This window comes from Pedococcus sp., from assembly GCF_036554925.1.
GTDB lineage: Bacteria > Actinomycetota > Actinomycetes > Actinomycetales > Dermatophilaceae > Pedococcus_A.
On sequence record NZ_DATBMI010000224.1, the window covers coordinates 1 to 11,869 of the forward strand.

10 protein-coding genes are annotated in these 11,869 nt (G+C 71.6%); 2 read left to right on the forward strand and 8 right to left on the reverse strand.

Annotated features, from left to right (window positions below; genetic code table 11):
• The 7 genes from VIB11_RS16655 to VIB11_RS16685 all read right to left on the reverse strand — a co-directional run.
• Positions 1 to 538, reverse strand: a 538-nt coding sequence (locus VIB11_RS16655; protein ID WP_414695878.1) for an ABC transporter permease subunit, incomplete at its 3' end; no start/stop codon positions are given.
• A complete protein-coding gene (locus VIB11_RS16660; protein ID WP_332057191.1) occupies positions 535 to 1,656 on the reverse strand; it encodes an ABC transporter permease in 1,122 nt (373 codons plus the stop codon). The genes VIB11_RS16660 and VIB11_RS16655, both read right to left, overlap by 4 nt.
• On the reverse strand, positions 1,653 to 3,197 hold the full coding sequence (locus VIB11_RS16665; RefSeq protein ID WP_414695880.1) for an ABC transporter ATP-binding protein: 1,545 nt from the start codon (positions 3,195 to 3,197) through the stop codon (positions 1,653 to 1,655). Before VIB11_RS16665 ends, VIB11_RS16660 begins: the two co-directional genes overlap by 4 nt.
• Positions 3,198 to 3,439: 242 nt before the next feature.
• Positions 3,440 to 4,474 carry a BMP family ABC transporter substrate-binding protein gene (locus tag VIB11_RS16670; protein WP_332057193.1) on the reverse strand — a complete coding sequence of 345 codons (1,035 nt, stop codon included), beginning with the start codon at positions 4,472 to 4,474 and terminating at the stop codon, positions 3,440 to 3,442.
• A gap of 120 nt (positions 4,475 to 4,594) precedes the next feature.
• Positions 4,595 to 5,818 (reverse strand): amidohydrolase, encoded by a 1,224-nt coding sequence (locus tag VIB11_RS16675; RefSeq protein WP_332057194.1) that lies wholly within the window; start codon positions 5,816 to 5,818, stop codon positions 4,595 to 4,597.
• 187 nt (positions 5,819 to 6,005) lie between these two features.
• On the reverse strand, positions 6,006 to 7,598 hold the full coding sequence (locus VIB11_RS16680) for an acyl-CoA mutase large subunit family protein (protein ID WP_332057195.1): 1,593 nt from the start codon (positions 7,596 to 7,598) through the stop codon (positions 6,006 to 6,008).
• 71 nt (positions 7,599 to 7,669) lie between these two features.
• Positions 7,670 to 8,161 (reverse strand): GbsR/MarR family transcriptional regulator, encoded by a 492-nt coding sequence (locus tag VIB11_RS16685; RefSeq protein WP_332057196.1) that lies wholly within the window; start codon positions 8,159 to 8,161, stop codon positions 7,670 to 7,672.
• A gap of 53 nt (positions 8,162 to 8,214) precedes the next feature.
• Between VIB11_RS16685 and VIB11_RS16690 the strand changes: the two genes are divergently transcribed.
• Both VIB11_RS16690 and VIB11_RS16695 read left to right on the forward strand, forming a co-directional pair.
• Entirely contained in the window at positions 8,215 to 9,141 is a 927-nt protein-coding gene (locus VIB11_RS16690) for an ABC transporter ATP-binding protein (protein ID WP_332057197.1), read from the forward strand.
• The gene (locus VIB11_RS16695; RefSeq protein ID WP_332057198.1) at positions 9,138 to 10,733 is read left to right on the forward strand and encodes a hypothetical protein; all 1,596 of its coding nucleotides are present in this window, start codon (positions 9,138 to 9,140) and stop codon (positions 10,731 to 10,733) included. The genes VIB11_RS16690 and VIB11_RS16695 overlap by 4 nt, the downstream gene beginning before the upstream one ends.
• 22 nt (positions 10,734 to 10,755) lie before the next feature.
• Here the strand turns inward: VIB11_RS16695 and VIB11_RS16700 are convergent, their stop codons facing one another.
• Positions 10,756 to 11,832, reverse strand: coding sequence for a mannose-1-phosphate guanylyltransferase (locus VIB11_RS16700; RefSeq protein ID WP_332057199.1), 1,077 nt, complete (start codon positions 11,830 to 11,832; stop codon positions 10,756 to 10,758).
• Positions 11,833 to 11,869: the final 37 nt, after the last annotated feature.

Consider the following 11,869-nt stretch of genomic DNA (forward strand, 5'->3'; position numbering starts at 1 on the left):
TGGGCAGCTCCGGCAGCGGCGGCGACTGGGTCGGGCCACCGCCGGGCATACCGGTGAAGAACCGGGCTGCGAGGTACTTCGCCAGGCCGGCGCCGATGATGTTGAGCGCGACACCGGAGACGATGTGGTCGACGCCGAAGACCACGGTGGCGACCGCGTGGATCGCACCGCCGACGACGCCTCCGACGATGGCGCCGACGATGCCGGCCCACGGCCCCCACTCGACGGCGCAGAAGGCCGCGCCCCAGGTGCCGAGGATCATCATGCCCTCGAGGCCGATGTTGACCACGCCGGCCCGCTCCGACCACAGGCCGCCCAGACCGGCCAGGCCGATCGGGACCGCCAGGCCGATGGCCGCGGCGATGGCGCCGGACGAGGCGATGTCCTCGGCACCGGTGACGACGCTCAGGACGGAGATGACCAGGACGACTCCGGCGAACCCCAGGGACAGCATGGCGGGGCTGAGCCGGCGGCGCTTCGTCGGGGGCGGCGGGGTGGTGGTCGCGGTCGTGCCCACGGACAGGCCGGCGGCGCTCATGCCCGCGCTCCTTCCTCGATGGTGGCGGTATCCCGTTGCTTGGCGAGCTCGCGTGCCACGCGGGCCTGCTCGAGCCGGATGTCCGCCCGGCGGATCAGCTCGTAGGCGATGACGACGGCGAACAGGATGACGCCCTGGATGATGTTGACGAGCTCGGGCGAGACGTCCGCCCTGATCTGCAGGCCGTTGGACTGCTGCTCGAGGTAGGCCCACAGCAGCGCCGCGAAGGCGATGCCGACCGCGTTGTTGCGGCCGAGCAGGGCGATCGCGATGCCCGAGAAGCCGAGGCCCGCCTGGAAGGTCGTGCCGTAGGCGTAGTCCTGGCCGAACAGCAGCGGCATGCCGACCAGGCCGGCGATGCCGCCGGAGATCAGCATGGCGTTCATGACCATCCGCGGGACCTTCACGCCGCTGGCGACCGCGGCCGTCTCCGACATGCCGGTGGCGCGCAGGTCGAAGCCGAACCGCGTCTTGCCGAGCACGAACCAGTAGAGGAAGCCGACGAGCGCGGCCAGCAGGATCAGGGTGTAGACCTTGTTGGCGGCGCCGGGCACCAGCGCGAGCCCCTCGAGCTTGGAGGAGTCCGGGATCTCCTTGGTGTTGGTGACGTTGCTGCCGGAGCCGCTGGTGTCGCGCACCTTGCCGAGCAGGAAGCTGACGAGGCCGGTGGCGATGGCGTTGAGCATGATGGTCGAGATGACCTCGGAGACGCCTCGCTTGACCTTCAGCCAGGCCGCGATCCCCGCCCACAGGCCTCCACAGAGGATGGCGATGAGGATGGCGACGATGACGTTGAGGATGCCCGGCAGCCACGCCTGGCCGGCGAACACGGCGGCGGCGAACACCGCCACGCGGTACTGGCCGTCGACGCCGATGTTGAACAGGTTCATCCGGAACCCGACGGCGACGGCGATGGCCGAGATGTAGAAGACGCTGGCGGCGTTGACGATGTTGACCATCTGGCGCGGCAGCGGCCTCGACAGGAGCGTGCTCCACACATCGCCCACGGGGTCGCCGACCGCGATGAGCACGAGGGAGGTGACCACGAAGGCCACGAGCAGGGCGAGGACCGGACCGGCCAGCGTGAGCACCAGCCGCCTCGGGCTGAAGGCGTTCATCGCGGTGCTCCCTCGTCGTGACTGTCGGTATGCCGCGTGGTCGGCTCCCCACCGGCAGCGCCCGCGGGCGCGTCGCCACTGGCCTTGTCGGCCCGCTCCCCCGCGCCGGTCATGGCGGCACCGAGGTCCTCGGAGGTGACCTGGTCGGGGTCGAACTCGCCGGTCAGCTGGCCGCGCAGGATCACGCGGATCGTGTCCGAGAGGCCGATGAGCTCCTCGAGGTCGGCGGAGATCAGCAGCACCGCGAGGCCCTCGCGCCGAGCCTCACGCATGAGGTCCCAGATACCTGCCTGGGCGCCGACGTCGACGCCGCGTGTCGGGTGGGCTGCGACCAGCACCTTCGGGTCGTGGCTCATCTCGCGGCCGACGATGAGCTTCTGCTGGTTGCCGCCCGAGAGCGATCCGGAGGTCACGTAGATCGAGGGCGTGCGCACGTCGTACTCCTTGACGATGCGCTCGGTGTCGGCCTTGGCCCCAGCGGCGTTGATGAGCTGGCCCCGGACGTTGGGGTCCTCCGTCTGGTGCCCGAGGATGCGGTTCTCCCAGAGCGGCGCCTCCAGGAGGAGGGCGTGGCGGTGCCGGTCCTCGGGGATGTAGCCGACGCCGGCCTCGCGGATCTCGCGGGTGCCCCAGTCGGAGATGTCGGTGTCACCGAGGAAGACCAGCCCGGAGGTGGGCTCGCGCATCCCCATGATGACCTCGACGAGCTCGGCCTGGCCGTTGCCCTCGACGCCGGCGATGCCGAGCACCTCGCCGGCGTGGATCGTGAACGAGATGTTGTCGAGCACCGGTCGCCCGGTCATGCCCTGCAGGGTGAGGTCCTCGACCCGGAGCACCGGGCGGTCGGTGACCGTGGACTCCTCGGTGCTCGGCGAGGGGAGCTCCGAGCCGACCATGAGCTCGGCGAGCTGGCGGGCGTCGACGCTGTCCGGGTCGACCGTGTCGATGGTCGTGCCGCGGCGGATCACGGTGATGCGGTCGGCGACGCTGAGCACCTCGTCGAGCTTGTGCGAGATGAACAGGACCGTCAGGCCCTCCTTCTTGAGCTCGCGGAGGTTGTCGAAGAGCTCGTCGACCTCCTGCGGCACCAGCACGGCGGTGGGCTCGTCGAGGATGAGGGTCTTGGCGCCGCGGTAGAGGACCTTGAGGATCTCGACGCGCTGGCGCTGCCCCACGCCGAGGTCCGCGACCAGCTCGTCGGGCTCGATGTCGAGGCCGTAGTCGTCGGAGATCCGGCGGATCTCGGCGCGGGCTTCGTCGCCGATGCCGTGGAGCTTCTCCGCCCCGAGGACGACGTTCTCGAGGACGGTGAGGTTGTCGGCAAGCATGAAGTGCTGGAACACCATGCCGATGCCGGCCTCGATGGCGTCGGAGGGTGAGTGCAGGTGGACCACCTGCCCGTTGACCTTGATGGTCCCCTCGTCGGGCCGCTGGACCCCGTACAGGATCTTCATCAGCGTCGACTTCCCGGCGCCGTTCTCACCCACGATGGCGTGGACAGTGCCACGGCGCACCGAGAACGCGATGTCCTTGTTGGCCACGACGCCGGGGAAGCGCTTGGTGATGCCCTCGAGCTCAACGGCGAGGTCCGTTCCGGCCGCTGGGGGGGCTTGCGGTGCGGAGGCAGTGATGGCACACACTCCTGGTGTTGGCCCGCATCGTCGCGGGCGGTGGTACTCGTGCTGTCAGCGGCGGTCGGGGCAGCCGCGGGCCCGTCGTCGGGGAACGACACGGCCCGGGTGGCACGCTACCGCGCCACCCGGGCCGTGTCGTCAACCCCAGGTCAGGGCTTCGAGGGAACGGTGATCTTCCCGTCGATGATCTGCTGCTTGTAGTCGTCGAGCTTGGCCTTGATGTCGTCGATCTTGCCGCCGGTCGTCGAGTAGTCGACGCCGCCCGCCTTGAGGTCGAAGACCTGCTCGCCGGCCTTGAACGCGCCCTCGGACTCGGCCTTGATGAAGTCGTACACCGCGACGTCGACCTTCTTGATCATCGAGGTGATGATGACGTCCTTGACCTCCGGGGCGGCGGTGAGGGCCTGGTCGGAGTCGACACCGATGGCCATGCCACCAGCGGCCTTGGCCGCGGTGAAGACGCCACCGCCGGAGCCACCAGCGGCGTGGTAGACGACGTCGGCGCCACCCTGGTACATGCCCTCGGCCGCGGTCTTGCCCTTGGCCGGGTCGCCGAAGCCGGAGAAGTCCGGCGGCTGGGTCAGGTAGGTGACGTCGATCTTGATGTCCTTGTTGACGGCCTGGACGCCCGCCTTGTAGCCCGCCTCGAACTTCTTGATCAGGTCGACACCGACACCCCCGACGAAGCCGACGTGCTTCTTCTGCGACTTCAGCGCCGCAGCAGCGCCGACGAGGAAGGAGCCCTCGTGCTCGGCGAAGGTCAGGTTGGTGATGTTGTCGGCCTTGGCGTCGGTGGAGTCCACCAGCGCGAAGTGCACGTCCGGGTTGGCCTTGGACACCTTGGCCACGGACGGCGCGTAGGCGAAGCCGACGGCGATGATCGAGGTGTAGCCGGCGTCGATGAGCTGCTGGAGGCGCTCCTCGCGGGCCGACTCGGGCTCCTTGTCGACCGCGGTGGCCTCCTTGGCCTCCACGCCGAGCTCGGCCTTGGCCTTGTCGAGGCCAGCGGCGGCGGCGTCGTTGAACGACTGGTCACCACGGCCACCCACGTCGTAGGCCATGCCGACCTTGACCTTCTCGCCGCCCGACGTCGTGGCGCCGTCGCCACTGGTGTCCGTCGAGCCAGAGTCACCACATGCGGCGAGCGCCAGCGCTGCCGCCGACATCACCGCCGCAACCTTCATCGTGTGACGCAAGGCTGTCTCCTGTTCTGTGCTTGATGGGGCGCAGACCGCGCCGCTCCGGTTGACAATAGCCGTCCACGGTGTGAGACCTGGACGCCTTCAGCGAGGACACCGCAACTGTTACGAATCCGCGACAGTCGGACTTCCCGGCGTCTCGGCCTTGATGACGTCGGCCACCACTGCTCCTGCGAGCAGCTTCGCGCCGGCCGTGACGGCTCCCTCGTCGACGACGAGGTCGCCCTGGTGCAGGTCATAGGTGCGTCCGCCCGGGGTGCGTGTCCCGAGCCGGGCCATCGCCCCGGGAACGCTGGCGACGTACCACGCGAAGTCCTCGCCGCCGAGGGACTGCTGCGTCGGGACCGGGTCCAGCCCCCCTCCGGCGGCGGCGAGGCGCAGCACCTCGATCGCATCGGCGTGGTTCACCACCGGCGGCACGCCGGGGACGTGCTCGAGGCGGGCGGACACGGCATACGGCGCCACGATGGCCGCGATGGTCTCCTCGAGGAGCGGCCCCACGGTCCTCCACGCCTCGTGGTCGAGCATGCGCAGCGTGCCGGCGATGACGCCGGAGGACGGGATGACGTTGCTGGCCATGCCCGCGTGCACCTCGCCCCAGACCAGTGCCAGGCCGGAGCGGGGGTCTAGGCGCCGGGACAGCACGGCAGGGACCTCCGTGATGACCTTGGCGAGCGCGAAGGTGAGGTCCTCGGTGAGGTGCGGCCTCGAGGTGTGGCCGCCGCGGCCGCTCAGGTGCACGGTGACCCGGTCGGCGGCGGCGGTGATGGCACCCTCGCGCAGCCCCACGCGGCCCACGTCGAGGCTGGGGTCGCAGTGGATCGCGAAGGCCGCGTCGACGCCGTCGAGCCCGCCGTGCTCGAGGACGTCGACGGCGCCGCCGGGGATGATCTCCTCAGCCGGCTGGAAGAGGAGCCGGACCGCGATCCCCCGCTCGCGCAGCTCGTCCTCGTGCGCGCGCAGGGCCAGGCCCGCGCCCAGGACCGCCGCGACGTGCACGTCGTGACCGCAGGCGTGGCACACGCCGTAGTTCGTCGAGGCCCAGTCGAGGCTGGTGCGCTCCCGCACGGGCAGGGCGTCGAGGTCGGCCCGCAGCGCCACCCGGTAGGCAGGCTGCTCGGCGCCGAGGTCGGCGATCAGGCCGGTGCCGGGCAGTGGCCGCACCGCGATCCCCGCGGCTGCGAGGCGCTGGCTGACCACCATGGTGGTGCGGGTCTCCTCGCGGGAGAGCTCGGGATGGGCGTGCAGGTCGCGGCGGAGCTCGACCAGCTCGGCCGCGATCGCGTCGACGCTGTCGCCGAGGGTGAACAGCAGGGGGTTAACAGTCATCTCAGGGATGAACTGTACCGGCGCACCGCCGCCTCCCCCTGCCGCCGCCACTCGGGTACCCCGAGAAATGGGCCCTTCACCCGAGAGCGCCCCTCGGGTGAAGGGACGGGGTGCGGACCGCCCGGCCCACCGCCGCCCGGCCCACCACCGGCCCGCCGGCCAGGCCGGCCGGGCCGGCCGGGGGGCGTCAGAAGGTCTCGCGGGGGACGTAGAGGCCCCAGACGTCGCGCAGCGCGTGGCTGACCTCGCCGCCGGTGGCCCGGAGCCGCAGCGCCTCCTTCATCGGGTAGAGCACGTTGTCGGTGCCCCGCGCAGCCTCGCGCACCGCCTCCAGGGCACGCTCGACGGCCTCGTTGTCGCGGTCGGCCCGGAGCGCGGCGAGCCGCTCGCGCTGGTCGACCTCGATCTGGGGGTCGACGCGCAGCGGCTCGTAGGGCTCCTCCTCATCGAGGGCGAAGCGGTTGACGCCGACCACCGTGCGCTCGCGGTGGTCGATCTCGAGGGCGATCCGGTAGGCGGAGCGCTCGATCTCGGACTTCTGGAACCCCTGCTCGATGGCGGCCACCGCTCCCCCGCGGTCCTCGACGGCCTCGATGAGCGCGACCGCCGCGGCCTCGAGGTCGTCGGTCATGGACTCCACGACGTAGGAGCCGGCGAACGGGTCGACGGTCTTGGTCACGTCGGTCTCGTACGCGATGACCTGCTGGGTGCGCAGCGCGAGCCGAGCCGCCTTGGCCGTCGGGAGCGCGATGGCCTCGTCGAAGGAGTTGGTGTGCAGCGACTGGGTGCCGCCGAGCACCGCGCCGAGACCCTGGAGCGCGACGCGGATGAGGTTGACCTCGGGCTGCTGGGCGGTGAGCTGCACCCCTGCCGTCTGGGTGTGGAAGCGCAGCATCTGCGACTTGGGGTTCTGGGCGCCGAACTCCTCCTTCATGATCCGCGCCCAGATCCGGCGCGCGGCGCGGAACTTCGCGACCTCCTCGAGCAGGGTGGTGCGGGCGACGAAGAAGAACGAGAGCCGCGGGGCGAAGTCGTCGACGTCGAGGCCGGCGGCGATCGCCGCGCGCACGTACTCCTTGGCGTTGGCCAGGGTGAACGCGATCTCCTGCGCGGGCGTGGCACCCGCCTCGGCCATGTGGTAGCCACTGATGGAGATGGTGTTCCAGCGCGGCATCTCCTTGGCGCAGTAGGCGAAGATGTCGCTGATCAGGCGCAGCGACTCCTTCGGCGGGTAGATGTAGGTGCCGCGCGCGATGTACTCCTTGAGCACGTCGTTCTGGATGGTGCCGGCGAGCCTGCTCGCGTCGAGACCCTGCTCCTCCGCGACGAGCTGGTACATCAGCAGCAGCGTCGAGGCAGGGGCGTTGATGGTCATCGACGTCGACACCTCGTCGAGGGGCAGCCCGCCCATCAGGGTGCGCATGTCGTCGACCGAGTCGATGGCGACGCCGACCTTGCCGACCTCGCCGTGCGCGATCGGCTCGTCGGAGTCGTAGCCCATCTGGGTGGGCAGGTCGAACGCGACCGAGAGCCCGCCGGTGCCGTTGGCGACGAGCTCGTGGTACCGCTCGTTCGACTCCTTGGCGGTGCCGAACCCGGCGTACTGGCGCATCGTCCAGGGCCGCCCCGTGTACATCGAGGGGTACACGCCGCGCGTGAACGGGTACTGGCCGGGCGCACCGAGGGCGGCGTCGGGGTCGAACCCTGCGAGGTCTGCCGCGTCGTAGACGGGCTTGAGGGGCAGGTTCGACTCGGTGTGGGAGGAGGGTGCGTCGGCCATGCGCCGGAGCCTAGTCCCGAGGGCGTGCAGCGCGATGCGGCCCGTGGCCAACCTCACCCGCCCAGGTGCGGCTACCCGGCGGGCTGCTCTGCCAGCTGGGCCCTTCGCTTCTCCCAGCGCCGGGCGACCTCCTCGAGCTCGGTGGTGAGGAAGTCGAGGAAGTCCGCGGACAGGGCGAGCCGCTCCCCCGCCGGGGTCCGGCGCCCCCCCACGGCTGCCACCCCTTCGGCCAGCACGGCGCGCAGCGGGCCGTAGACCTGCCCGGCGCTGATCATCGTGTCGTGCCACGCGTCATCCGCGACGACGTACACGTCACGCCGGCTGCCCGGCTCCCGCTCACGGTGGATCATCCGCACCTGCTGCAGGTACCGCACCGCACCGGACACCGAGGCCGCGCTCACCTCGAGCGCCCCGCCGAGCTCGGCAGCGGTCATCCGTCCGTCCTCGTCCGCGAGGAGGCAGGCGAACACGCGGGCCGGCAGGCGCGGCAAGCCTGCTGCGGTCAGGGCGGAGCCGAAGCGCTCGACGAAGCGCGCGGTGTCCGCGGCAGCGGGGGTCGCCATGCGCCCACTTTAGAGCATTCAGATTCTTCTGAATACTGTGTATCGTGAATGGCATGAGCACCGTCATCGAGACCCGCGGTCTCCGCAAGACGTTCGGCGCCACGATCGCCCTCGACGGCCTCGACCTCACGGTCGAGCAGGGCGAGGTGCACGGCTTCCTCGGGCCCAACGGCGCGGGCAAGTCGACCACCCTCCGGGTCCTCCTCGGCCTGCTGCGGGCCGACGCCGGCACGGTGCGCGTGCTCGGCGCCGATCCCTGGGCTGACGCCGCGGAGCTGCACCGGCGGACCGCCTACGTCCCAGGCGACGTGGCCCTCTGGCCCAACCTCAGCGGAGGTGAGGTCATCGACCTCATCAACCGGCTCCGTGGTGGGCTCGACGAGCGCCGCCGGGCCAGCCTGGTGGAGAGGTTCGACCTCGACCCCACCAAGAAGTGCCGGGCCTACTCCAAGGGCAACCGGCAGAAGGTGGCGCTCGTCGCCGCCCTGGCCAGCGACGCCCCACTGCTCCTGCTCGACGAGCCGACGGCGGGTCTGGACCCGCTGATGGACCAGGTCTTCCGCGACACCCTGCGCGAGCTGCGGGCCGAGGGCCGCACCGTCCTGCTGTCGAGCCACATCCTCTCCGAGGTGGAGAACCTCAGCGACCACGTGACCATCATCCGTGCGGGCCGGGCGGTGCAGAGCGGCGCCCTCTCCGAGATGCGCCACCTCTCGCACACCGTGATCGACGCCCAGCTCTCGACGCCGGACGGCATCGCGGGCGAGCTGGCGGCCACCGCCGGGGTCGAGGACCTCCTCGTCGAGGGCGGCAGGGTCCGGTGCTCCGTCGACCCGAGTGGCCTGCCGGGCGCCATGGCCGTCCTCGGCCGCCACGGCCTCCAGTCCCTGGTGAGCCGGCCACCGTCCCTCGAGGACCTCTTCCTCAGGCTCTACCGGGAGGAGCGGGAGCCCGCTCGCCTGGCGAAGGCACAGCCATGAGGCCGTACACCGGGACGGGCACGATGGTCCGCCTCGCCCTGCGCCGCGACCGGGTGCTCATCCCGCTGTGGGCGGTCATCCTCTCGGCGGTCGTCGCGAGCTCGGTGGCCGCCACGGTCGACCTCTACCCCGACCTCGCCGGGCGCCGGGCCGCGGCCCTGGCGGCCGATGCCGCGCCGGCGGCCCGCTTCATGTACGGCCCCATCCACGACCCGTCGAGCCTGGGCGGTCTCGCCACCTGGAAGATGGGAACCATGGGGGCGGTCTTCGTCGCCTTCCTCGCCATGACGGTCGTGCGCCGCCACACCCGCACCGACGAGGAGACGGGCCGGCTCGAGCTCGTCACGGCCGGCCTGCTCGGCAAGCGCGCCACGCTCACTGCGGGCGTCATCGTGTCGGTCGTCGCCGTCGTCGTGACCGCGCTGCTCACCGCTGTCGGCAACACCGCGGTCGGGCTGCAGGCCTCGAGCTCCCTCGCCTTCGGGGCCGCCTGGGCCGCGGTGGGCATCTTCTTCACCGCCCTCACCGCCCTGGTCGCCCAGCTGACCCAGAGCGCCCGCGCCTGCGCCGGCACCGTGGCGGCCGTCGTCGGTGCCTCCTACGCCCTGCGAGGCGTGGGCGACGTCTCCGGCGAGGGCTGGGGTCGCGTGCTCAGCTGGCTCTCCCCCATCGGTTGGCCGGTCGAGGTGCGGCCGTATGCCGGCGACCGGTGGTGGGTGCTGCTGATCCCCCTTGCGCTCAGCCCCCTGCTGCTCGGGGCGGCCTTCGCCTTCCAGGACCGGCGGGACCTCGGCGAGGGCATCGTCCCGACGCGGCCGGGACCTGAGCGGGCCAGCCCCACCCTGTCGACACCGTGGGGGCTGGCGTGGCGGCTGCAGCGGTCCATGCTGGCAGGCTGGCTGGCGGCCGTCACGTTCCTCGGCCTGGTGCTCGGCTCGATCGTCAGCAACGTCGACCAGATGGTCACCCCGCAGACCCGCGAGTTCCTCGAGAAGCTCGGGGGCACGGGCTCGCTGCTCGACGTCTTCCTCAGCGTCGAGTTCTCGATCGCGGCGCTGGCCATCTCGGGCTACGCCATCGCGTCGGTCCTGCGGCTCAGCTCGGAGGAGACCAGCGGCCACGCCGAGGTCGTGCTGGCGACCGCCACCGCACGGCGCACCTGGTACGCCAGCCACACGGTCATCGCGCTGGCCGGGTCGGCCGCCCTCCTGCTGGTCATGGCGACCGCCGCCAGCGTGACCCTGGGGCTCCAGAACGGCGACATCGCTGGCACGCTCGGCAGGCTCGTCCCCGCGGGACTGGCCCAGGTCCCCGGCGTCTGGGTGGTCGCCGGCCTCGCCGCGGCGCTGTTCGGCCTGGCGCGCCGGCTCGGAGCCGTGGCCTGGGCGGCGCTGGTGGTCTTCCTCCTGCTCGGCGAGCTGGGCGACCTGTTCTCGCTGCCCGAGGCGGTCATGCGGCTCTCGCCCTTCGCCCACGCGCCGCGAGCTCCCGCGGAGGCCATCACGGCGGGCCCGGTGGTCGGGCTCCTGGCCGTGGCCCTGGCCCTCGTGGCAGCCGGTGCCGCCCTCCTGCAGCGGCGCGACGTGACCTGAGGCCGCCGCCGCCGCGTCAGGGTCAGGTCAGGTGCGTGCGGTCGGTCGCCTTGAGGGTGTCCACGATCCCCTTGACGTCCTGGGCGCGCTGCCGCGTGGTGACCAGCAGCGCGTCACCGGTGTCGACGACCACGACGTCCTCGAGCCCGACCACGGCGACGGTGCGCCCGGCCGCGGGGACCACGACCCCGGTCGTGTCGACGGCCTCGACGAGCCGCTCGTCGCCGAGCACCCGCACGCCGTCCCCTCCGGCGGGGAGCAGGGCCGCCAGCGAGTGGAAGTCACCGATGTCGTCCCAGGCGAAGCTGCCCGGGACCACCGCCACCCGCCCGGCGTCCGCGGCCGGCTCCGCCACCGCGTGGTCGATCGCGATCTTCTCCAGACCGGGCCACACCTCGGGCAGCGACGACGGGTCGGCAGCGATGGCGCGCAGCCCGGCCGCGAGTTCCGGGTGCCAGGTCGCCAGCAGGTCCAGGAGGACCCGCGCTCGCACGACGAACATGCCTGCGTTCCAACGGAACTGGCCGCTCTGGAGGTACTCGGCAGCGCGGGCCGAGTCTGGCTTTTCCACGAACTGCTCGACGGCCCGGGCGAGCCCACCCTCGATCGACTCGCCCATCCGGATGTAGCCGAAGCCGGTCGCGGGGTGCGTGGGCTCGATCCCGATCGTCACGAGGTAGCCCTGGTCGGCCACCTCGACGGCCGCCCGGACACACTCGCGGAACGCCTCGGGCTCGCCGATGACGTGGTCGGCGGCGAAGGAGCCGAGGATCGCGTCGGGGTCACGGCTCTCGAGAAGGGCTGCCGCGAGGCCGATCGCGGCCATCGAGTCGCGGGGAGAGGGCTCGGCCAGCAGCTGCGTCGCGGGCAGACCGGGGAGCTGCTCGCGCACCGCAGCCTCGTGGGCCTGGCCGGTCACGACGATGACCCGCTCGCCGACGAGCGGCTCGAGGCGGTCCATCGTGGCCTGCAGCAGCGAGCGGCCCGCGCCGGTGAGGTCGTGCAGGAACTTCGGGGAGGAGGCGCGGGACAGCGGCCAGAGGCGGGTGCCGGCACCCCCCGCCGGAATCACCGCCCAGAAGCGCTCGAGGGACGACATGGCCGAAACGCTAGGCGCTGCCGCACCCAAAGGCCAA